This is a genomic window from Streptomyces broussonetiae (assembly GCF_009796285.1).
Lineage (GTDB): Bacteria > Actinomycetota > Actinomycetes > Streptomycetales > Streptomycetaceae > Streptomyces > Streptomyces broussonetiae.
Genome location: NZ_CP047020.1, coordinates 9098001 through 9119371, shown reverse-complemented (window position 1 = coordinate 9119371; position 21371 = coordinate 9098001). Strand labels below are relative to the sequence as shown.

At 70.2% G+C, this 21371-nt stretch carries 18 protein-coding genes and 4 pseudogenes; 10 read left to right on the top strand and 12 right to left on the bottom strand.

The window, feature by feature from the left end; translation table 11 throughout:
• From GQF42_RS41530 to GQF42_RS46495, 3 genes are all read right to left on the bottom strand, one after another.
• Positions 1 to 639, bottom strand: a complete 639-nt coding sequence (locus GQF42_RS41530; RefSeq protein ID WP_158928721.1) for a ClpP family protease — start codon at positions 637 to 639, stop codon at positions 1 to 3.
• Between the two features lie 256 nt (positions 640 to 895).
• Positions 896 to 1795, bottom strand: a complete 900-nt coding sequence (locus tag GQF42_RS41525) for a DUF998 domain-containing protein (RefSeq protein ID WP_233273663.1) — start codon at positions 1793 to 1795, stop codon at positions 896 to 898.
• A 125-nt stretch (positions 1796 to 1920) separates the two neighbouring features.
• Positions 1921 to 2871 (bottom strand): SMI1/KNR4 family protein, encoded by a 951-nt coding sequence (locus GQF42_RS46495; protein WP_233273662.1) that lies wholly within the window; start codon positions 2869 to 2871, stop codon positions 1921 to 1923.
• Between the two features lie 202 nt (positions 2872 to 3073).
• Between GQF42_RS46495 and GQF42_RS41515 the strand changes: the two genes are divergently transcribed.
• Together GQF42_RS41515 and GQF42_RS41510 are read left to right on the top strand one after the other, a co-directional pair.
• Positions 3074 to 4318, top strand: a complete 1245-nt coding sequence (locus GQF42_RS41515; protein ID WP_158928719.1) for an LmeA family phospholipid-binding protein — start codon at positions 3074 to 3076, stop codon at positions 4316 to 4318.
• A gap of 423 nt (positions 4319 to 4741) precedes the next feature.
• Entirely contained in the window at positions 4742 to 6334 is a 1593-nt protein-coding gene (locus GQF42_RS41510) for a glycoside hydrolase family 30 protein (RefSeq protein WP_158928717.1), read from the top strand.
• A gap of 186 nt (positions 6335 to 6520) precedes the next feature.
• Here the strand turns inward: GQF42_RS41510 and GQF42_RS46490 are convergent.
• Both GQF42_RS46490 and GQF42_RS41500 read right to left on the bottom strand, forming a co-directional pair.
• Positions 6521 to 6601, bottom strand: a pseudogene (locus tag GQF42_RS46490) (SAM-dependent methyltransferase); the annotation flags it as partial.
• A 93-nt stretch (positions 6602 to 6694) separates the two neighbouring features.
• Complete coding sequence (locus GQF42_RS41500) at positions 6695 to 7912, bottom strand: PucR family transcriptional regulator (RefSeq protein WP_199272978.1); 1218 nt, start codon at positions 7910 to 7912, stop codon at positions 6695 to 6697.
• Between the two features lie 142 nt (positions 7913 to 8054).
• On the opposite strand from GQF42_RS41500, the gene GQF42_RS41495 reads away from it, so the two are divergent.
• The 6 genes and pseudogenes from GQF42_RS41495 (at position 8055) to GQF42_RS41465 (ending at position 14072) form a co-directional block, all read left to right on the top strand.
• Complete coding sequence (locus GQF42_RS41495) at positions 8055 to 9578, top strand: flavin-containing monooxygenase (protein WP_158928713.1); 1524 nt, start codon at positions 8055 to 8057, stop codon at positions 9576 to 9578.
• A gap of 109 nt (positions 9579 to 9687) precedes the next feature.
• Complete coding sequence (locus GQF42_RS41490; protein WP_158928711.1) at positions 9688 to 10704, top strand: alpha/beta hydrolase; 1017 nt, start codon at positions 9688 to 9690, stop codon at positions 10702 to 10704.
• A gap of 71 nt (positions 10705 to 10775) precedes the next feature.
• Positions 10776 to 11023: pseudogene (locus tag GQF42_RS47865) on the top strand (FAD-dependent oxidoreductase); the annotation flags it as partial.
• Positions 11024 to 11052: 29 nt separating this feature from the next.
• A pseudogene (locus tag GQF42_RS41480) lies at positions 11053 to 11163 on the top strand (sigma factor); the annotation flags it as partial.
• A gap of 42 nt (positions 11164 to 11205) precedes the next feature.
• The gene (locus GQF42_RS46485; RefSeq protein WP_233273661.1) at positions 11206 to 13389 is read left to right on the top strand and encodes a hypothetical protein; all 2184 of its coding nucleotides are present in this window, start codon (positions 11206 to 11208) and stop codon (positions 13387 to 13389) included.
• Between the two features lie 206 nt (positions 13390 to 13595).
• Entirely contained in the window at positions 13596 to 14072 is a 477-nt protein-coding gene (locus GQF42_RS41465) for a hypothetical protein (RefSeq protein ID WP_158928709.1), read from the top strand.
• Positions 14073 to 14271: 199 nt separating this feature from the next.
• On the opposite strand, the gene GQF42_RS41460 is transcribed toward GQF42_RS41465, so the two are convergent.
• From GQF42_RS41460 to GQF42_RS41450, 3 genes are read right to left on the bottom strand one after another with little or no spacing between them, the layout of a single operon-like run.
• The gene (locus tag GQF42_RS41460) at positions 14272 to 15489 is read right to left on the bottom strand and encodes an alpha/beta hydrolase (RefSeq protein ID WP_158928707.1); all 1218 of its coding nucleotides are present in this window, start codon (positions 15487 to 15489) and stop codon (positions 14272 to 14274) included.
• A complete protein-coding gene (locus GQF42_RS41455; RefSeq protein ID WP_158928705.1) occupies positions 15479 to 16366 on the bottom strand; it encodes a hypothetical protein in 888 nt (295 codons plus the stop codon). The genes GQF42_RS41460 and GQF42_RS41455 overlap by 11 nt, the downstream gene beginning before the upstream one ends.
• On the bottom strand, positions 16363 to 16671 hold the full coding sequence (locus tag GQF42_RS41450) for a PadR family transcriptional regulator (protein WP_158928703.1): 309 nt from the start codon (positions 16669 to 16671) through the stop codon (positions 16363 to 16365). The genes GQF42_RS41455 and GQF42_RS41450 overlap by 4 nt, the downstream gene beginning before the upstream one ends.
• A 113-nt stretch (positions 16672 to 16784) precedes the next feature.
• On the opposite strand from GQF42_RS41450, the gene GQF42_RS41445 reads away from it, so the two are divergent.
• Positions 16785 to 16943, top strand: coding sequence for a hypothetical protein (locus GQF42_RS41445; protein ID WP_158928701.1), 159 nt, complete (start codon positions 16785 to 16787; stop codon positions 16941 to 16943).
• A 55-nt stretch (positions 16944 to 16998) separates the two neighbouring features.
• Here GQF42_RS41445 and GQF42_RS41440 read toward each other — a convergent pair whose 3' ends face one another.
• Positions 16999 to 17436, bottom strand: coding sequence for a DUF3307 domain-containing protein (locus tag GQF42_RS41440; RefSeq protein WP_158928699.1), 438 nt, complete (start codon positions 17434 to 17436; stop codon positions 16999 to 17001).
• A gap of 159 nt (positions 17437 to 17595) precedes the next feature.
• Here GQF42_RS41440 and GQF42_RS41435 point away from each other — a divergent pair.
• Positions 17596 to 18473: pseudogene (locus GQF42_RS41435) on the top strand (sigma factor-like helix-turn-helix DNA-binding protein); the annotation flags it as partial.
• 69 nt (positions 18474 to 18542) lie between these two features.
• Here GQF42_RS41435 and GQF42_RS41430 read toward each other — a convergent pair.
• From GQF42_RS41430 to GQF42_RS41420, 3 genes are all read right to left on the bottom strand, one after another.
• Positions 18543 to 19130: a TetR/AcrR family transcriptional regulator gene (locus tag GQF42_RS41430; RefSeq protein ID WP_158928697.1), complete on the bottom strand. Its 588-nt coding sequence runs from the start codon at positions 19128 to 19130 to the stop codon at positions 18543 to 18545.
• A 254-nt stretch (positions 19131 to 19384) separates the two neighbouring features.
• Positions 19385 to 20530 carry an RNA polymerase sigma factor gene (locus tag GQF42_RS41425; protein ID WP_158931212.1) on the bottom strand — a complete coding sequence of 382 codons (1146 nt, stop codon included), beginning with the start codon at positions 20528 to 20530 and terminating at the stop codon, positions 19385 to 19387.
• 5 nt (positions 20531 to 20535) lie between these two features.
• Positions 20536 to 20955 (bottom strand): YciI family protein, encoded by a 420-nt coding sequence (locus GQF42_RS41420; protein ID WP_158928695.1) that lies wholly within the window; start codon positions 20953 to 20955, stop codon positions 20536 to 20538.
• Positions 20956 to 21371: the final 416 nt, after the last annotated feature.

Genomic DNA, 21371 nt, shown 5'->3' with positions numbered 1-21371 from the left:
TCACAACCCCATCCGTCGGCGCGACGCGGCCGGGCGGATGTCGGCGAGCGACTCCACCACCCGGTCCACGATCCCGTACTCCCTGGCCTGCTCGGCCGTGAACCAGCGGTCCCGGTCGCCGTCCCGCGTGATCGTCTCCTCGCTCTGCCCGGTGTGCTCGGCGGTGATCCGCTCGATGGCCTTCTTGGTGAACTGGAGGTTCTCCGCCTGGATCTCGATGTCCGCGGCGGTGCCACCGATGCCCGCCGAGGGCTGGTGCATCATGATCCGCGCGTTCGGCAGCGCGAACCGCTTGCCGGGCGCACCCACGGTGAGCAGGAACTGGCCCATGCTGGCGGCGAACCCCATCGCCAGCGTCGAGACGTCGTTCGGGATGAGCCGCATGGTGTCGTAGATGGCGAGGCCCGCGGTGACCGACCCGCCGGGGCTGTTGATGTACAGGCTGATGTCGGTGCGCGGGTCCTCCGCCGACAGCAGCAGCAGTTGCGCGCACACCCGGTTGGCCGACACGTCGTCGACCTGTGTGCCGAGGAGGACGATCCGCTGGGCGAGCAGCTGTGCAGCGAGATGGTCGTCGAAGCGGCTGGGCGGTGTCTCGCCCTCCTCCGCGCGAGGCGGGAGCGTACTGAGTGAACTCATCTGGTCTCCTTGTCGAGGCAGGAATGCCGTCGACACCACTCTTGACCTCGAAGGGCTCCCGGATGCGGTTTCTCTGCCCGCCGCAGATTCGCCACAGGCAGAGAGGACGGCTCGGCCCATCTCGTGCGACTGCCCGAAGAACACCTGTACGCCCCCACCGGCAGGTGCGGGTCGCTGGGCCAGGACGCCGAGTCGAAGGCGGCCCGCGACAGCCAGACGACAGCCCGAGGGCAGCCCGACAGCAGCCCGGAGGCGGCTACTCTCCGTCCGGGAGCCGGCCGTGCCGATCGTCGGGGTGGGCGTCCGGGAGCGGGCTGAGTCGGCGGATGGCGGCGGAGACTTCCTGCACACCGTCTCGGCCCTGGCCGCTTGCCCCGTCCTGACGCCGCGACAGCGGGCGTGCGTAACGGGCCTCGACGGCGAGGAGGATGAACCATGCCGCGACGCTCACCAGATGGATGCGCTGGGCGATGCCCTGGCCGCCGGGGTGTCCCAGGTAGGGGCCGACGGTGGCGATCGCCGATGCCATCGAGACCGGCATCAGGAACGGTGCCCAGCGGCCTGCGGCCGAACCCGGAGGGCCGTGACCGGAACGGCGCGCCGCGAGGCCGAACAGTGCCATGGAGGCGAACAGTATGAATTCCACCAGGCCGCTGGTGGTGGTGTGCTGGATGTTGTCGGGCGGGCAACCGTGCTCCACGGAGGGCGCGCATGCCATCGGCAGGAGCACGTCCAGCACGGAGCAGCCACCGAACGCTGCGACGGCGCCCCAGCCTGCCAGGGCCGGACCCCACGACGCGGAGCGCGCGGCCAGCGTCGCACCGGCGATCACCATCGCGGCGCAGGCCAGTTCCACGGTGCCGAACAGCAGCCGGTACGGCTGATCCGCCGCGAAGGTCTCGCTGACGTAGGAGCTGGTTTGCGGCAGGCCGGTGGTCACGAAGAACTGCAGCAACCAGTCGTTGTACAGGACGGCGGCGACGCACAGCAGCACCGACGCGGCCGTCGCAGCCGCGCCCCGCGCCAGACATCTTCGCAAGAGAACCAATTCCGTCCAGCTCGCACCGGTGCCGTTGCCGTCCAAAAATATGCCGTCACTACGGTACGCGACATCATGGTGCAGATGAGGCATCTCGTACGCTTTGTGGCGCAGCACGGCTCAGCCGTGCCCGATGTCGGCCCGGACGCGGAGGTCACCGCAGGATTGGACGGAGGCCTCCTCGACCAGCCCGGGCGGCCGGGCGGCCGACGATCTCGGTCTTCGCCGACCCGTCCGGCGCCTCACCCGGTGAACGGTTCCCATCCGTCGTCCGGATCGCCTGTCGGACCCCACATCAACGCGCCACGGAGCAGCCCCGGCTTCGCGGGCCCGGCGAGCAAGGGCACTTCCAGGGCATCGGCGATCTCCTCCAGGTAGGTGGTCAGGGAATCGTGCTCGGGCCGGCATTCACCGAACCGGGTCCACGCGTACAGGTGCCCCGTACCCATGTCCATGTACAGGCCGCAGGTGGTGTCATGGGTGTTGAACGAGCACACCGGAATCCACTCCGGTCGCCACAACTCCTCATCGGCGAAGCCGAGTTGTCGCTGCTGAACCCTGACCGACTCCCCGATCGGCAGCAACGACCGGTTCTCCGCCAGGAAACCCGCGCCCGGCTCGTCCCGTACACCGGCGCACAGCCGCCACAACGCCTTGAGATCTTCGCGCAGTTCGACCCCGAAGGCCTCCTCGGCCCGTCCGATCTCCTCCTCTCCGGCCCCGGGCAGGAGCGTCCGGTACGAACCCGGAGCATGCTCGGCCAGCCACCCCGCCATCCGCTGCCAGGCCTCTGTCACCTGTCGTGCCGCGATCGCCTCCATGGCCGGATCCCGCACCAGTGGCGACTGCGGCGGCTCCGGCACCTCGGGCAGCGCGATGCCGGGCACCTCGTAGTCGAAGGCGACGGGACGCTCGACGGGGCGCACCGCGTTGATGCGCACGGTTCCCTCCGGCAGCGTCGGCGGACCATAGGCATAGGCCACCTCCAGTAACGGCCCCCGCCCGCCCTCGGCCGCCGATATCCGCAGGTGGTACAGGGACGGAAGGGGCCCGTCCGTACCCAGCCGGGGATTCACCGCCAGTTCCCTGCACAAGTGCTCCAGGGTCTGCCGGGCGCCGGTGACCGTATCGGCCTCGTCCTGCCACGCGCCGTCCGCCATCTCCACCATGACCGGCACCACTTCGCTGCCCACAGGCTTCCTCCCGTTCTGCTCGTGCTCCGAGAAAACCTAGCCGCTGGGTCTGACAACGGTGCCGACTGCCGAAACACAGGCCCGTGCGACGCCGGTGCCCGCCCTGCCGCCGTGCCGAGTACCGGCCGCCAGGTGACCGATTTCGCGCCTTACTTCAGGTAGCACTTGCAAAACAGGACCGACTATATGATCAAATCTACCGATGCGTACCCCCCACATACCGACGCATCAAGCTGCTCAGTCCGACGGACCTCCCACCCGGACGGTTCCGCCCAGCCGCAATCCGTACGACGAGCTGGCCGCACTGGCAGACCATCCACTGGACGACTTCCTGACCGAGGACGGTGCCGCACCCGAGCAGAAGGAGGACCCGGAGGAGGCCTGGGCGCCGCCCAACCACAGGCGTGGCAGCCGCCGTCGCAACCGTGCCACCGGCCTGTCCACCCTGGCCCGGGTCCTCGTCTGGACCCTCACCTTCGGCTGCACCGTCGTCCTGGCCGACCGCTGGGCACTGCTCTACGCCGAGCACAAGGCCTCCGAACAGCTCAAGGACAAGCTGCATCTCGCGGCCGCCCCCGAGGTAGACATCGGCGGTTTTCCCTTTCTCACCCAGCTGGCCGCCGGGCGTCTGGACTCGGTCCGGGTGACCGTGCCCGACATCCCGGCCCATCGGGTCACGCTCACCCAGGTCACCGCCACCGCCGACGACATCCGCATCGACGGCGACGGGCCCACCACGGTGCGCGGCGCGCTCGTCCGGCAGGCGCACGGTCAGGTCCTGCTGTCCTTCGCGGACATGAACCGCGAACTGGGCGCCTCGCAGCTGGCGTTCACGGCCGCCGGCCCCGGCCGCATACGAGCGCAGGGCAACCTGCACATCGAGGGCCGCGACCTGAGCGTTCGGGCCGACGCCCGCGTACGGCGTGACGGGGAGCGCGGCATCGCCACCTCCGTGGACGGCATACGGGTCGACATCGACGACCTCGCGACGTACCAGCCCGGCACCCGGTCCACCGAAGGTCTCCACCTGACCCCGGCCACAGCGCGCCGCCTCACCCAAGAGGCGGACAAGATCAGGGCGTTGTTCGCCCTCCCGGAGATCGTGCACCGCCTCGGCGTCCCGGACAGCGTGGTGAGCGCCGCGCTCCACGACGAGGACAGACTCCGTCAGCTCACCGGCACACCGCGTTTCCTGCACGATCTGACCGGCATCAATCTCGTGGACGTGGCGCTCTCCCACCCGTGGTTGCTCAAGAGGCTGGGCCTGGACCCGTCCCTGCTCCCCGCACTGACCAAGCTCACCCGCCCGCAGATCGCCGACCGCTTCTCCTTCGCCTTCCAGCTCCCGAAACCGCCTTCGGGCGCGCTGCACCTCGAGCGTGTGACGGTCGGCAAGGACGGCATCCGCGCCGATGTCGCGGGGGCAGGCCTGCTCCTGGGCCACTGAACCCTCAGGCCGGGTGAGGGCGAGCCACAGGCGCGCCGGGGCAGGGTGACGGCCGTACCACGATCGCGCCGCGCCGGCCGAACAGGTGCGGGGCGCGCCACCCTGACGGGCACGAGCCGCGCCACCCGAACTGGTACGGGTGGCGCGGCGCCGACGGATACCCACCGCACACCGCCTCACTTTATTCACGCCTTGACTTAACACCCGGGATATTGCTTGGATCCCACCCATCGGTGCGTCGGGAGGAGCCGGTGGTGGTGGCTGTCGCAACGTCAAGTCCTTTTGTTTCCAGTCCTGTTGACCGTATTGCGACCACGGCCCCCCACCTCGGACGCCGGAATCCGGCGGGCGCTGTCACCCCGTGCCCCTCGCACCGAACGCCGCCCCTGGCCAGTCCCCATCCCCCAGACATCAGGAGAAGCCGTGAGACGTTCTCTCACCGCGACCGCCGCCGTCGCGGCCACCACGCTGACCGCGCTGCTCGGCACGGGCCCGGCCGCGCACGCGGACAGGGCGGAGAGCCTGTCCGCCGGGCACGGCCCGCTCGTGTCCGGCACCTACTCCACGGGCGGAGCCCAGGCCTGGAAGCCGCTGGAGAGTACCTGGGCGGGCAGTGCTGCAGGCCGTTCCGTCGATGCCACCGTGACGGTCGATCCCAGCCAGACCCGGCAGAAATACACCGGCATAGGCTTCTCCCTGGACGAGACCAGCGTGTCCAATCTGTGGAAGCTCACCCCGGCCAGGCGCGAGCAGGTCATCCGGCTGCTGGTCGACCCCAGGCACGGCGCCGGCCTGGACCGGTTCCGGCTGACGATCGGCAGCCCCGACGTGATCGAGCACCTTCCGTTCTGGTCGGAGGACGACCTGCCGAGCGGAGCCGGCGAGGACTTCGGCCTGAAGCACTTCTCCATCCAGCGGGACCTCGACCTGCACATCATCGACACGATCAAGCTCATCCAGCGCTACAACCCGAAGGCCACCTTCTTCGCCTCCGCGTGGAGCGCGCCCGCGTGGATGAAGACGAACAACCGCTTCACCGGCGAGGTCGCGCTCAAGCCCGGAAGCACCACGGACTACTACCAGGTCGGCAAGTTGCGTGACGACTGCATCGACGTCTTCGCGCGCTACTACGTCAAGTTCGTCCAGGCCTATGCCCGGCACGGCATCCGCGTCGACGCCCTGACCCTGCTCAACGAGCCGGGCATGGACGTGGTCTACCCGGCCATGGACATCAGCATCGCCCAGCAGCAGAAGCTCGCCCTGGCGATCAAACGCGAGTTCCGGGCTGCCCGTCTGAACACCCAGTTGTACATGCATGACTTCAACTTCTGGGACTGGCGCAACCCCAACAGCACGGCGACCAAGAACTACTACCGCATCTTCGAGGACGCGCCCGACGGTTCGGTCAGCGGCCGGCAGGTCCGCGACGCCGCCGATGCCATCGCCTTCCATCCCTACTGGGGTGATCCACAGGTGATGCGCGACGCGTACGAGGAGACCGGAAAGCCGGTCCAGCTCACGGAGACGAGTGACCTTTCGCCGTCGACGATCCTGGACGACTTCCGCCTGGACGCCGGCTCGTACATTCTGTGGGCCCAGACCACGGACCAGGACGGCGGGACGCTGCACTGGACGCCCTCCCGGGACAACAACATCGACTGGGACAAGGTGGGCGCCACCACCAAGTGGCCGGACCGGATGGTCACGGTGAACACGCTCACGAAGGACTTCACCGTCCGCGACGAGCTGTACGAGATCGGGCAGTTCGCCAAGTACCTCTCCCCCGGCGATGTACGCCTCGAGTCCAGCGCCGCGCAGAACGGCGTCAGCAACGTGGTCTACCGCTCGGGCGACGACAGGTTCGTCGCCGTCCTCGGCAACAGCGCCGCCACCGACCGCACAGTCCGTATCACCCTCGCCGGACAGTCGTTCGTCGTGACCGTCCCGGCGGGCTCCTTCGCCACCTACCGGTGGCAGAGCCATGTCCCCTCGGACCACCAGAACGCCGCCCGCTGAACCGTCGTCGCACGGTCCAGCCACTCCTTGCCGCTCAGTCACCGGCCGAGCGGCAAGGAGAGCCCGGCCCCTGCGGTCAGCGACACATGAACGCGAACACGCCCCAGCCCAGGTACTCGCGTTCATGGCGCGTACAGCGGACAACGTGACCCGGTCGACCCCGCCGAGTTCCAGCGCCCGGGCTCAAGCGCAGGCGGTGAACACCGTGCTGATGTCCACCCCGGCCCCGATGATCCGGTGGTCGCGGGCCCAGGTGCACAGCATCTCGCTGCACCGCACACTTCCGTAAGATCATCAGCGCGGTCACGCTATGCGAGGGCACATCCCCTGTCGCCCGACCTTTCGCCGTCCTCCCCCGCTTCAGCCCGCCCCGCGCCAGCGCAGGATCTCCAGCGCGGTACCGACGCCGACGACGTCTTCGGCGAGTGGGCGGGGCAGCAACCGGCCGGCTTGGGCGAGGCGTCGTAGCAGAGTGTTGCGGTGGATGTAGAGACGGTCGGCCGCGTGCGAGGCGTTGCACTGGGCGGCGATGAAGACCCGGGCCGCCTCGCGGATCTCCGGTTCGGCGTGGGCGAGTTCACCGAGGACACGCCGGACGAAGCCGTCGGCGGCCTCCACGTCGGAGGTGGCCAGGGCGACCAGTTCCACCTCGTCGTGAGTGGCCAGTTGCTGGGGTGAGGCGAGGCGGGCGAGCATCCGCTGGGCGGTGAGGGCGTCGATGTGGCTGCGCCGGAAACCCGCCAGGTCCTCGCCGCTCGAGCCGACCGCGACCCGCACGCTCGGCTCGGCGGCGAGTTCGTCGCGCAGTGAGACCCGGTCGGGGTGGCCGTGCAGCCACATCCAGCGGGTCGCGTCTGCGGCGAGCACGGTGAGCGGCTGGGGATCTGCGGCACTGGCCGCGACCAGATCGGTGACCCGGGCGAGAGCGGCGGGATCGGCGTGCGCCTCCTCGCTCCAGACGATGGCCGCGGTATGACGGCCCGTCAGCCGGTAGCCGAGGCGCTGCTCCGCCCGGGCCGGCGGGATCGGGGCCCCGTACAGCAGCAGACCGACGGTTTCCCGCCGTTCTGCGTGGGTGCCCTGGGCGAGTTCGTCGCGTTGCCGGGCGATCAGCTCGGTGACGGCCGCGATGGTGTCGTCGACGAAGGTCGTGATCGAACGACAGGAGACGTCCAGGAGTTCGCGCAGTTCGTCGACGTCGGCGGTGAGGGAGAGACAGATCCCGATCCACCGTCGGATGGCGACGCCCTGACCGGCCCGGTAGGCGTCCAGGGCGCTCTCGTTGAGCCCGCGGCGCACAAGGTCGCGGGCGACGGCCACCGGGACGTCGCCGACGTTCGGCGGGACCCGAGCACCGGGACGGTCGATGTTGGCGGAGGCCCAGAAGAGCAGATTCGACCGGTTGGCGCGGCGGGTTGCGGCGGCGAGTACCGGGTCTTCGCTGATGTGGACGCGCTGCGGACCCGAGAGGGTCGCCTCGTCCAGCTCGCGCAGCCAGTCCTGCGGAGGGTCGAGCGCTCTGCGCGCTCCCTGCCGGATCAGTTCGCACACACGCGGCGACGGCGGCTCCCAGGACACCTCGGCAGCGTACCCGTATGCAGGACATTGTGCTCCACGCAGCGCCAAATCCGGTGCACTCTGCATCTGGCAGGCGTGCCCTTGAGGGCCGGAGAATGACCACGGTCCGGCCCATGTCCTGCTACGCCCGGGAGCTGACCCCATGTCTTCGAACGCCTCCGTCGCCCCCACCGCGCTCGACGTGCTGATCGTGGGCGCCGGGATCTCCGGGATCGGTGCCGCCCACTACCTCCAGCGCGACCATCCGGGACGCAGCTACGCGATCCTCGAGTCACGCGGGACCCTGGGCGGCACCTGGGACCTGTTCCGTTACCCCGGCATCCGCTCCGACTCCGACCTGCACACCTTCGGCTATGCCTTCAAGCCCTGGCGCGACGAGGACGCGATCGCCGACGGCGGCAAGATCCTGGCGTACCTCCGCGAGACCGCGACGGAGTACGGCATCGACCGGCACATCCGGTTCCACACCAGGGTGCTCAGCGCCGACTGGTCCTCGGAGCAGGCCCGGTGGACCGTCGTGGTCGAACGGTCCGACACCGGGGAGCGGTCCACCCTCACCTGCTCCTGGCTGTTCTGCGCCGCCGGCTACTACCGCTACGACGAGGGCTTCGCTCCGCACTTCGCCGGGCGCGAGCGGTTCCGCGGTCGGATCGTCCACCCACAGCACTGGCCGGAGGACCTCGACCACTCGGGCAAGCGCGTCGTCGTCATCGGCAGCGGCGCCACCGCGGTCACCCTCGTACCGGCGCTCGCCGAGACCGCCGGGCACGTCGTCATGCTCCAGCGCACACCGAGCTACATCCTGCCGGTGCCCGCCGGGGACAGGATCGCCGACGGTCTCAAGGCGGTCTTCGGCGAGGAACGCGGCCACGCACTGGCCCGGCACAAGAACATCCTGCGGCAGGCCGCTGTCTGGGGCCTGTGCCGGCGGTTCCCCAAGACGGCACGGCGGATCATCCGGCGTGTCAACATCAAGGCGCTGCCCGCGGGATATCCCGTCGACGAACACTTCAACCCGCCCTACGACCCGTGGGACCAGCGGCTGTGCGCCGCGCCCGACGGCGACTTCTTCCGTGCGATCCGGCGCGGCGCCGCCTCGATGGTGACCGACAGCATCGAGACTTTCACCGAGACCGGCCTGCGTCTGGCCTCGGGCCGCGAGCTGGCCGCGGACATCGTGGTCACCGCCACCGGCCTCAACGTCCAGGCCATGGGTGGGATCACGCTGAACGTCGACGGCCGGCCCGTGGAACTCGGCGACACGGTCGCCTACAAGGGGATGATGCTCTCCGGGGTGCCGAACTTCGCCTACACGATCGGCTACACCAACGCCTCCTGGACACTGAAGGTCGGCCTGCTGTGCGAGCACTTCTGCCGCTTGCTGACACGTATGGACGAGGGCGGGTTCGACATCGCCTGCCCGGTGGTCGCCGAAGCGGACATGCCGCTGCGCCCGTTCCTCGACTTCCAGGCCGGGTACATCCGCCGCGCCATGGACCGGCTGCCCCGGCAGGGCAACCGCGCACCGTGGCTGACCTCCTTGCAGTACACCGGGGACGTCAAGCTGCTGCGCAAGCTTCCGGTGGACGATCCGGAGCTGCGACTGACCCCCAGCCCCGCGGCCCGGTCCGCGCACTCCACCACCACGGCACCGACCGCGGTGTGACCGGCGTGGCATAGAGCCGCCTGCACCTTCGCCCCCGCCGCCACCGCGCTCGTCACCGGCGCGGTGAGCGGCATCGCGCCTGGCCACCCCATGACCCACGGAGATCCGGATGCCCGCACTGGACTGGAAGCCCGACCTGCTGGAGGGCTACCGCCGGCACACCTTCGAACTCGGCACGGATCCCGACGGCGAGGGCGCCGCCGCCGCGGTACTGGTCCGCCGGGATCCGGACGGTGAGGGCAGCGAGGACGGCGGCCCGGTCCCCGTGCGGGGAGCCGTCCTGTATGTCCACGGTTTCTCCGACTACTTCTTCCAGACCGATCTGGCCGACTTCTTCGCCGCGCGCGGGCTCGCCTTCTACGCCCTCGACCTGCGCAAGTGCGGCCGCGCCCGCCGCCCCGGACAGACCGCGCACTACGTCAGCGACCTCGCCCTGTACGACCGGGAACTCGACCTCGCGCTGGAAGCGGTCGTACAGGAGCACCCTGGCCTGCCCGTTCTCCTGGTCGCCCACTCCACCGGCGGCCTGATCCTGCCGCTGTGGCTCGACCGGCGCCGCGCGGCCGGCCGGACCGAGCCGGTTGCCGGTCTGGTGCTCAACAGCCCCTGGTTCGATCTTCAGGGCAGCAGGACGCGACGGGGCCTGCTCACCCAGGTGCTGCGTGTGGCCGCCAAGGCGGCCCCGATGCGCCCGCTCGCCGTCCCCACCGGCGTCTACGGCGACACGCTGCACCAGAGCCGTGGCGGCGAGTGGGAGTTCGACCTCGACCTCAAGCCGCTCGCGGGCTTCCCGGTCACCGTCGGCTGGCTCAACGCCGTCCGTCGCGCCCATGCCGCCCTGCACCAGGGGCTGGACATCGGCGTGCCCTCGCTGATCCTGCGTTCCGACCGGAGCCATTTCTCCAGCCGATACTCGGAGTTGAGCGACCGCGCCGACCTGATCCTCGACGTCACGCACATCGCCCGCTGGGCCGGCTGCCTGGGCGACGAGACCACGGTCGTCCCGATACCCGGCGCCCGCCATGACATCTTCCTCTCCCGGCCCACAGTCCGAGCGCACGCGTACCGCGTGGTCGGCACCTGGCTGGACCACCATCCGCGTGTGACAGGAACTCAGAGTCGGTGACACATCCGGACTGGAAGGCATCGTCGCCGACGCGGTCCTGTGGACGAGCGGTACGCGGGTGTCGCCGCTGGCAGCCGCCGTTCCGCTTCGGTTACTACCGCACGCCGGTGAGCCTGGGACCCGGTGACGCCATGGTGCAGTTCACGCGGCCCGACGACAGCCCGCGCCGGATCTGCCTGACCGGCGGCATCGCGGTCCGGTACAAGGAGACGGTGACCGCCTCCCCCTGGCCGACGTACGGCCGTATGAAGAAGATGCCGGCCTCGGGCACGATCTGGCCCCGCGGGGCCGCTTCACCCGGGTCCGGAGGGCAAAGTGACCGACCCGGCCGTCCACGCCGACCAGCGGATCTTCCATGCGCACCGGCCGCTCCTGTTCTCCGTGGCCTACCGTCTCCTCGGTAGCGCGGCCAATGCCGAGGACGCGGTCCAGGACGCCTGGATCAAGTTTGTCGCTGCTTTCTTGGCGTGTCTCACATTCCTCAACTCCCGTTGATCGGGCATGGGGTTAGCAGTTGATGAGGGTCATGTCGCGGAGCTACCGTCCCGGCCTGCCGAGGGCTGGCAGTCCTGGGGGCTCGATGGCGAGCCGTTGATCCCCGAGCGGATGCCGGTGCTGTTCGACGACGACTTCCTGTTCGAGGACGAGAGCGGCCCGCGGGCGACACGGGCGGTGAACGCCTGGCTTCGTACGCTGCCGTCGAGCGGGGCGCCGTCGCCGAATTCGTGGCGGGCGTACGCGCTGGCGGCCCGGGACTGGCTGATGCATCTGCGGCGGCACCGTGTCGCAGTGTTCGGTACGAGGCAGGAGCTGGTGGCCGCACTCGGTACGTACGCGGACCGTCGCCTGTCAGGGCCGTTGGACGAGCGGCTGGAGCCTGCGTCGGGGGAGTTGCAGGTCACCGCGCTGAGCCGGTTCTACGACTGGGCCGAGAGCGAGGGCCTGGCCGCGGCGGTGCCTTTCACGGTGACCACCGGCAAGCGGATGGAGCAGGGCCGGCTGGTGGAGACCCGGCACAACCGGGCCCGGCTGCGGCGGCCGAAGCCGCACGTGAAGGTGCAGTATCTGGAGTCGGACTTCGCCGTTCTGTTCCGCTACGGCCTGGCCATGCCCGGGGTCCGCTGGGCCGGAAGGCAGGCGACGCTGCTGTCCTACACCAAGGGCCGCACAGCGGAGGAGAGTCTGGTGTTGTCGCTGCGGGCGTCGCGGCTGCTGGAGCAGTGGTTGCGGCACGGTGCCCAGCTGCGCAGGCATGCCCCGGCCGAGCTGGCCGAGCATGTGTGGCTCGTGACGCGGCAGGGCAAGCTGGCCCGCGCGGCCTTCGAGGAGTACATGATGCGCGCGTGGGTCAAAGCCCACGATCTGCGCGGGGACGACGGCCAGCTGTTGCGCATCGACCGCCGGCGGCTGCGGACGACGTTCATCGCGCAGCGCGGCCAGCGGCAGTGGTCGCCGCGGGCGACCATCGACCCGAACCACTCGCCAGAGGCCGAGCTGCTGTCCGCCGACCGGCACCGGCCCGGGTTTCGGCCCTGGGGCAAGCGATCGCCCCGCGTCGTCAGCGGGGCGCCGGCCCGGCCTCAAGTGGTGATCAAGACCAAACCCTTGGACGACGATGTGCTGCGGCCGCTGCTGACGGCGTACTTGCACCTGGTCGATGTCCTCGGACCACACATCGTGCCCCTGCGCACGACGTTGCAGGCCGAGCGCGAGGCCCGGCGGAACGTCGACTGGTCCCGGAATCTGCGGGACGCCGAACGGCTGGCCTCCCTCGTCGACGCGCACTTGCGGACGGACCAGCCGCTCCCGCGGCTGGAGGGCGGGCAGGTGACAAAACGCCTCCGGTCCGGATGGGATCCCAAAGATCCGCTGCTGGACGTCAACTTCCAGCAGCTGCTGCGGCCGACCGGGCACCGCGACATCAGCAAGGCTCTCCTGGTTCAGGCCCGTACGCTGCTGGAAGAGGCGGTCGCCGCGGTCGGCACCGAATACGTGTGGTGTCGCAACGCACCCGATGCCCCGCGGGCTGACACCGGCGAGCTGATCCCGTGGTCATTGCCTTTGTCGAACACGGGCGTCGACTCTCTGATCCGGGTCGCCAGGCACGCCTGCACGGTCGCCACGTCCGCGCTGACCGGGATGCGGTCCAGCGAGCTGATGGAGCTGACGGTCGGCTGCCGTCGCACGGACGACGCCGACGGCACCGGTCTGGCCCGGCACCGGCTGGTCAGCAAGGTCGTCAAAGGTCGGCTCTGGGGCGGCGAGATGGACGCGTGGGTGGTCATCGAGGAAGTCGTGCGCGTCATCGCCCTGGCCGAGCAGCTCACCGACGCCCGGCCCGGGAAGCCGTTGTTCGGCCCGTTCAACGGCTTCGAGTCCAACGGGGCCATGACCTGGCTGCGGCAGTGGGTCGCCTCGGCCGCCGGGCGCCGCATGGGCCTGGACCCGATCCCCGACGAACCGGTGCACCCACGCCGCCTGCGGCGGACGCTGTCTGTCGAGATGGCCGCCCGCCCCGGTGGCCTGCTGGCCACCAAGGTCCACTTCAAGCACCTCCAGGTGGCCACCAGCGAGGGATACCTCCGTCTTCCACTCATGGTGGAAGACGGCCTGGGCGCCGCCCGGACGGCCAGAAGGCGCTGTGTCTCAAACTCAGCGGCACCAGGTCCGCGGCAGCTCCTCTGACCGGGCTGTGTGACAGCTCCCGCTGCCCGCAGGCAACCCACCACCTCGTTCACCGTCCTGTCTGGCAGACCTCGGCCGACAACGGCGCCGTCCTGCTGGCCAACCCCCGCGTCCCGGCCGGGGAGAAGAAGCGTCTGCGAGCCGAGCACGAACGCTCGGTGCGCGTCTTTGAAGAGACGACGAAGCAGCGGGAAAGGCCGGATGACATGGCACTCAGCGCCGAACAGCGTGATCAGGTCGAGCGGCGGATCCGTGCCGCCATCGACCGGCTGCTGACCGGGCAGATCCCGCCCGGCGGGGCCTGCGACGTCAAGACGCTCGCCCGTGAGGCCGGCATCTCCCGGGCGTCCCTCTACCGCACCTGGGGCTATCTCAAGGACGAGTTCGAGAAGCGGCGGGCGGCCGCTTGGGCAGTAGGCCAGCAGCCCGATCCACGTGAGACCCGCATCGCCCGGCTGCGTGAACTCAACCAGCGGCTCACCAGCAAACTCGCCCGCATCCACACCGAGTTCAACCAGCTCAAAGAGCGTCACCGACTCCTCCTGTCCGTCCTGGCCGCCAAGGACGACGAGCTCCAGCGGCTCCGCCGCGAGCTGAGCACGGCCAGCAGGACGCCCCTGGCTCCCGTCCCGGAACAGCGGGAGGACCGCCCCGCTGACATCCTGCCCATCCGCCGGTTCTGACAAGGCTTGAGAACCTGGAAATGCCAGAGGTCCACGCCGAATTCGCTGCCCTCCAGACCGGCGAAGTCCCCGGCCCCCGCTTTCGCTCTCCCTGACCGAGCGTCACTCTGATTACGGAGAGCTACTTGGCACTTCACCGTAGCTTCGGGAGAACAGGGCCGAGTCGGCTGCACGGATATCCAAACTCCTGTGCACGTGCTCACGACGCGGTGCGCTGTACCTCGACCTGGGGGTACGGCGATGACCGGCCGGCCAGCAGCGGTTCCGGCAGGCCGCGGGCCACATGGTCGACGAACGCGGCCAGGTAGGCGTTGGTGATGGTCAGCGCGTCGTCGCTGTCGATCGACCCGAGCCCGACCACAGACCGGATCGGCGCGGCCAGGTAGTAGGCGCCGTAGTCGCTGAAGTTGAAGTGCTCGGCCCCGTTGAGCCGGTAACTCCAGACGGGCCCGGTGCTGGCTGCCAGCAAGGCGCGGGCGGCGTCGCGTTCGGATTGCTCGTCGGCATTGCTCGGCCGGCAGGTTCCGGTGATGCAGGAGCTCTGGCTGGCCAGCAGCATCATCGGTTTGCCGAGTCCGGAGTGGACGACCGTGCCGAACTGGGTTCCGTCCAGGTCGGCTGCTCCGGCGCAGTGCGGGTCGTCGTGGCAGGCTTGCAGCGCGGCGGCTCCGCCGAAGGAGTGGCCAAGGTACATGGTGGTGGCCGCGTCGACGTGCCCGGCGAACCGGCCGGTGGCGTCCAGCGCGGCGGCCCGGGTTGCGGCGAAGCGGTCGTCGGCCGCCCATACGCTGACCAGCCGGTCGTTGGCCGGGCGCATGGCGGCCGTGTCGGAGTCCTGCGGGTTGCCGGCGGGTGTCGCGCTTACCGGCCGTCCGTTCAGCACGGTCAGGTTCGCGCTGTAGGTGGGGGTGATCCCGGCGACCAGGTATCCGTGACTGGCCAGGTTCTCCGCGAGCGCGGTGTACTGCGGCGCGGCCAGACCCAACCCGGGTTCGAGCACCACCACGGGGAACCGGCCGGCGGCGACGGGGGCGTCGGCGACGGCGTGCACCCGGATGTCGTCGAAACTGGTCTCGCCCAGCCCGGGCAGGCCGCCCATGTGCAGTCCCGACCAGGCGCCCGGGGCGTAGGGCGCGGGTGGCGTGCCGGGGGCGGGTGCGGCCGGGTACCACAGCCACGCGGACAGCTCCCGCGGCATGCCCGGGTGCGGGGCGAGTGGATCGGTGCGGGCGTGGTCGGTCCAGTCGGCGGTGGTCCGGCCGACTGGATATCGGCCGGTCGGGGCGGGCAGGGTGACCTGCTGCCCCTGCCGGACCGCCACATAGCCGATGTAGCCGCCGAGCGTCACCACCAGCACGGTCGCCAGGACGAGCAGGGTCTTCAGGGTTCGGCGTGGCCACCGACGGTCAGTGCGCATCGACGCTGCCCCGGGTACGTGCGATGGCGGCCCGCAGGCCGCGTGCGGAGGAGGTCGCCGCGACCACCAGCGTGACCGCCATGACCGTGCCGTAGCCGGTCAGTGCCGTAAACCCGGGCCGGTCGGCGAAGGTGACCAGGCCCCAGCCGACGCTGGCGGCAACGGCCACCGCCATGAGTGTCGTGGCGACCGCGCCGGCCACGGTGGCGACGCGTAGTCCCGCACCGCTCGGCGTGACGTGCCGCAGCGCGGCGGCCGGTCCGGCGGCGAAAGCGGCACCGGCGAACAGGCCGAGCCCGACCAGGACCAGAAACCCGGTGGGGCCGACACCCACCCCGTGGGTGATCAGCCGGAGAACCGCCGCAGCGCCCAGGAAGGCCGATACGGCGACCGGTGGGGCGAGCAACAGCAGGCGGGCGCGGCGGCGTCCGGGATGGCCTTGCGGGGCGCGGAGGACGGCGGCCACCGGGGGCAGCCAGCCGACCGCGATGGCCAGCGCCGACGTGGCCGAGGCCAGCGCGTAGACGTTGTACCACCCTGCGGCCGGGTCGGTGTGCCCGGTGACGTACCAGGCCCCGTCCCGAGTGGTCTTGGCGAACACGACGGCGCCGGCCGCCAGCGCCGTCCACGCGCACAGGGTCACCGCGACGGTGGTGCACATCCGTCCGGTCCGGTCGTGCAGATGCGTGCTGGGACGGGCCCAGACGCGCACCGCCGCGGCCGCGACGTCGACCACCTGCCGAACCCCGACGCCACTGTCTTCCAGCAGGGCCGCGAACTCCGTGGCGTAGCGGTGGCGCCACACGGGCGGATACAACCCGACCAGCACGCGCACCCGCCAGTCGGGCCTGTCCTCCGCGGCGTTCGGGATTTTCACAGTGTTGCCCCTGCGGCCCGGAGCCGGCGTAGCCCCAGATCGGCCACCCGCTGCATCTGCTCCGCCTGCTCGGCCAGCGTGCGCTGGCCGAGAGCGGTGATCCGGTAGGGGCGGCGACGCCCTTGCGCGGGCAGCGCCTCGATCAGCCCATCAGCTTCCAAACGGGCCAGCACCCCGTACAGAGTGCCGGGGCCGAGGACAACACCGACCGAGTTCGCGATGTCCTGGGTGATCGCGTAACCGTGCCTGGGTTCGCCGGCCAGGCTCGCCAACACGAGTACGGCCGGATCGGTCTCGGACGCCATGGTGCCCCTCTCCGTCGACCTACGCGGGAGGATATAACGTGTCACGATGTATCGCCAAGCATGGTAAGCGATCCTTGGTCGCAGGCTTCTGGAGCGAGTCCCACGCTGTGGTGTTGGGGTACACCCTGCGCGTCACCGCCTTCCCCGCCGTACACCGCGGGCTCCTCGCCCGCTGCCAGCCGTTCGACGGCGGCCAGGGCGCCCCGGCGGTCCCGGCCCAGCGCAAGGCCCACCGCGAGTACGAGAACCGAGTCAGCACCCTCACGTCCTGACCATGATCGTTCTCGGCGTCAACCGCTGTACCAGTCCCGAGGCCGAAGAGCCTGATCACACGAGAGGGATCAGCAGCGCAGAGACCCACAGGCAGAAGACGTGCTGGGCTTGGTCGACCGAATATCGGCCCTGCGGGTTCTTGGCGAACTCGCGGCTGCCTGTCAGGACCATCCACGCCTTCACCAGCCACCGACGGTCCCAGCATCCGTGGGTGACAGCCGAGAACGCGATCCCCGCAGCGGCCCCGGCCCAACTGATCGGGAGGTCGAGCAGAGCCGTGGTCACCGCAAGCATCACGGCCATGACCAGGTGATAGACCACCACGTGAGCAATCAGCGCCCGCCAGGACTCCCTGGCCTTCATCGCACCGGCACCCGGCTCCGGGCGTCCCTTCTCGGCAGCCTGCTTGTCCGTCTGCCAGCAATGGTCCGCCCAGACATGAGAGGCGAACAGCGCCGTGAACACCGCGGCGAAAACGGCTCCCGAGGTCACGCGACCGTCACTCCCAGGGATGCACTCCGGGTCGAGGCATTGACGCTGGACAACCGAGACACCACCGAACGACAGCAAACACGGCTCGGCAGATGGTGCCAGCCCCTGACCGAGACACGATGGAAAGTGGACACGGCCTTCGCCGCGTTAACCCAGAGGTCCGCCGCAGAGCGCTCGCAGGTGGCGGACCCCAGGGCCTGTGTGACGCGCATCGTCTCGAACCTGGCGCTGGAGCGGCTGCGCTCCACCCGGCGCAAGAGGGAGACATATGCCGGGCCGTGGCTGCCGGAGCCCATCCTGACCGGTGGGGACGCCTCCGAGTCGTCACGGACACCGAGTCGGTGTCGATGGCCATGCTGGTGGTGCTCGAGACGCTCAGCCCGCTGGAGCGTGCGGTGTTCGTGCTCAAGGAGGTCTTCGACTTCAGCCACGCCGAGATCGCCGAGGCGGTGGAGCGTTCGGAATCGGCGGTACGGCAGGCCGCGCACCGGACTCGCGAGCACGTGCGGGCCCGACGGCCGCGCTTCGCCGCGGACCGGTCGCGGCAGCGCGAGGCCACCGAGCGGTTCCTCGCCGCCGTGACCGGCGGGGACGTCAACGCCCTGCTGGAACTGCTGTCCCCGGACGTCACGCTGTGGACCGACGGCGGCGGCAAGGTCCGCCAGGCCCTGCGTCCGGTCGTGGGCGCGACCACCGTGGCCGCCTGGTTCGCGACCATCGGCACCATCGCCTACCAGGGTGTCGAGCCCGCCGACATGAAGGCCGAACTCCTGGAGGTCAACGGCGCGCCGGCCATGGTGTTCAGCGCTCCGGGACGCGTGATCGCCACCGTCACCTTCGACTTCGCCGCCGACGGCCTTATCACGGCCATCCACAACGTGGCCAACCCGGACAAGCTCCAGGCGATCGCCGACGGCACCACGTACGACATGGGCACATCTGAGGCGCCCCCAATTCCCCGCAGGAGCACGCGCGTTCGCTCCCGCCTGCCGTGCACACGGCCCGCGCGCCCGTGCACGTCACGTACGGGATCCTGAGCCCGGCCGCCTTCTGCCGCACGAGTCCACGCACCTCCGCAGCCCACCGAAGGAGCGACAGGCGCCCGGCTAGCCCGCGGTCGCGGAAACCGACAAGAGGGAGAGGACCGCCGCACGCACCCGCTCGGCGACCGCCTCCGGCACGGAGGAGTCGAGCTTGCCGTCGAGATGCAGGAAGGCCAGGCCGTGCACCAGAGCCCACACCGCGGTCGACAGTGCGGTGGGCTCGGCGCCGGGAAAGGCACTCCGCACCAGAGCGTCGACATATCCGGACACAACGGCCGCGGCAGCGACTCGTTCGTCACTGTCCGGATCGCATGGTTCGACGAACATCGCCCGGAACATGGCCGGGTGATCCAGGGCGAATCCGACGTAGGCGACAGCGACGGCGGCAAGGTCGTCGGGCGTCGACGGCGAGGGGTGTACGGCGGCCAGCGCGGCGGCGAGTTCACGGTAACCTTCCGCGGCGACCGCGGAGACGAGGGCGTCGCGGTCGGCGTAATGGCGGTACGGAGCCGTGGGGGAAACACCGGCGCGGCGCGCCACCGCCCGCAGCGACAGCCCGGAGCCGCCGCCTTCCTCCAGCAGCTCGATCGCGGCACGCAGGCATGCCGCACGCAGATCGCCGTGATGGTAGGAGCTACCCGACTTCGGCACTGATCACCCTCACCCGTATTGACGCCGCGCGCCCATTCCGCATCGCGCTCATGTGAGCGTCGCACACACCTTACCCGGCCGGCATGGCGTCCTCCATGAGCTGCCACGCGGCGGCCGAGCCCGACGGCCGAAACTCAGCAGCGCGTCGATCATCAACCTCGCCCGGATGCCGCCAACACCGGTAGACCGACGTCCCGCGCACACCCGACCGCGTCGTCGCCTCCCCCACGCTCACCGCGTCAGGGAAGAGTCGTTCAGTGGGGCCGCCGGGAGTTGAGCCGGGCGGCCTGGCGCGTCAGGTGGTCGCGTTCGGCGAGGTTGGGCGCCTTGCGGGCCGCCTCGGCGTACAGCCGTGCCGCCGTCGTCAGGTCGCCGTCGCATTCATGGAGGTACGCCGCCACCGCGGTGTAGCGGGGCAGCGAGGCGTCCAGCGCCGCGAGAGCCGCCAGACCGGCCCGCGGTCCGTCGGCCTCGCCGACGGCCACTGCGCGGTTGAGGCGGGCGACCGGGCTGTCGGTCAGGCGCACAAGCTCGTCGTACCACTCGACGATCTGCACCCAGTCGGTCTCCTCGGCAGTGGGCGCGTCGGCGTGGAGTGCCGCGATGGCGGCCTGGGCCTGGAACCCGCCCAGCCGGTCACGGACGAGGGCCGCCTGCAGTATCTCGACGCCCTCGGCGATCAGTTCGGTGTCCCACCGACCGCGGTCCTGCTCGGCGAGCGGTACCAGACTGCCGTCGGGCGCGGTCCGGGCGGCGCGCCGGGCATGGTGGAGCAGCATCAAAGCGAGCAGCCCCGCCACCTCGGGGTGGTCGACCACGGCCGCGAGCTGCCGGGTGAGCCGGATGGCCTCGGCGGCGAGGTCCACGTCGCCGGAGTACCCCTCGTTGAACACCAGGTAGAGGACGCGCAGCACGGTGGCGACATCGCCCGGCCGGTCGAACCGCACGCCGGAGACGGTGCGCTTGGCCCGGCTGATGCGCTGCGCCATGGTCGCCTCGGGCACCAGGTAGGCCTGGGCGATCTGGCGGGTGGTCAGCCCGCCGACGGCGCGCAGCGTGAGCGCGACCGCGGACGCCGGCGTGAGCGACGGGTGGGCGCACAGGAAGTAGAGCCGGAGCGTGTCGTCCACCGCGGGCGCGGGCCCGGGCGCCGGTTCCTCGTCGATGCGGTCCTCCCGCCGGCGGCGGGCGGCGTCCGCCCGGGTCGCGTCGAGGAACCGTCGCCAGGCGACGGTGACCAGCCAGCCCTTGGGATCCCGTGGCGGGTCGGCCGGCCAGACGCGAACCGCCTCGACGAGCGCGTCCTGCACGGCGTCCTCGGCCGCCGCGAAGTCGGCTCCGCGGCGGACGAGGACGCCGAGCACGCCCGGCGTGAGGCTCCTGATCAGGGCCTCGTTCATCTGCGTCACTTGAAAGTGCACTCCGTGATGCCGGGCTCGGCGGCCAGGAACGGGCGCAGCTCGAGCCACTCGTGGATCGGTTTCCCGCCGGCCCCGGGAGCGGCCGACAGTTCCCCGGCCAGCTCGACGGCGCGCTCGTAGCTGTGGACGTCGATCACCATCCAGCCGGCGATGAGGTCCTTGGTCTCGGCGAACGGGCCGTCGGTGACCGGCGGGCGCCCCTCTCCGTCGTAGCGGACGAAGGTGCCCTCGGGAGCGAGCGCCTGCCCGTCGACGAACTCGCCGGTCTTCTCCAGCCGGGCGGCGAAGTCGTTCATGTACTGGATGTGGGCCGAGATCTCCTCCGGCGTCCACTGAGCCATCGGCACGTCGTTGACCGCAGCCGGAGCGCCACGGTAGTGCTTGAGCAGCAGGTACTTGGCCATCGTGCTTCTCCTTGGTGCTGGTGCGACCCATTGTCGTCGCGTTCACCTCGGGGACGGAGCCGGCCACGGGTTCTCGACATTGCCGGGCGACTTTTAGCTGGCGCCACGTCTTGCGCCGCACACCCGGCCGTATCACCCGGCACACCATGGATACGATCCGTGACAGATCAACTGTGCAGAGCCACCGGATCGTGTCGTCATCCGGAAGGAACCGCAGCCGAGGGCACCCCGGAGAGCATTCGGGCCTGCTACTTCGAACTGCGTCGGGATCACTTCCCCGCGGCCATCGCTCTTGAAGCCTGCAGGCGCTCGGCCGAGGAGTGACGACGGGCCCGACCGGTGCGCCCGGTTGCGAGGTCCGTCCGAGGTACGTCGGAGGTACGTCGGAGGTACTTCCGAGGTACTTCCGAGGTACG

Coding starts and splice junctions, on each gene's coding strand:
- GQF42_RS41530 (WP_158928721.1), bottom strand. CDS start 639: ATGAGTTCACTCAGTACGCTCCCGCCTCGCGCGGAGGAGGGCGAGACA.
- GQF42_RS41515 (WP_158928719.1), top strand. CDS start 3,074: ATGCGTACCCCCCACATACCGACGCATCAAGCTGCTCAGTCCGACGGA.
- GQF42_RS41495 (WP_158928713.1), top strand. CDS start 8,055: ATGTCTTCGAACGCCTCCGTCGCCCCCACCGCGCTCGACGTGCTGATC.
- GQF42_RS41490 (WP_158928711.1), top strand. CDS start 9,688: ATGCCCGCACTGGACTGGAAGCCCGACCTGCTGGAGGGCTACCGCCGG.
- GQF42_RS46485 (WP_233273661.1), top strand. CDS start 11,206: ATGGGGTTAGCAGTTGATGAGGGTCATGTCGCGGAGCTACCGTCCCGG.
- GQF42_RS41465 (WP_158928709.1), top strand. CDS start 13,596: ATGGCACTCAGCGCCGAACAGCGTGATCAGGTCGAGCGGCGGATCCGT.
- GQF42_RS41460 (WP_158928707.1), bottom strand. CDS start 15,489: ATGCGCACTGACCGTCGGTGGCCACGCCGAACCCTGAAGACCCTGCTC.
- GQF42_RS41450 (WP_158928703.1), bottom strand. CDS start 16,671: ATGGCGTCCGAGACCGATCCGGCCGTACTCGTGTTGGCGAGCCTGGCC.
- GQF42_RS41425 (WP_158931212.1), bottom strand. CDS start 20,530: ATGAACGAGGCCCTGATCAGGAGCCTCACGCCGGGCGTGCTCGGCGTC.
- GQF42_RS41420 (WP_158928695.1), bottom strand. CDS start 20,955: ATGGCCAAGTACCTGCTGCTCAAGCACTACCGTGGCGCTCCGGCTGCG.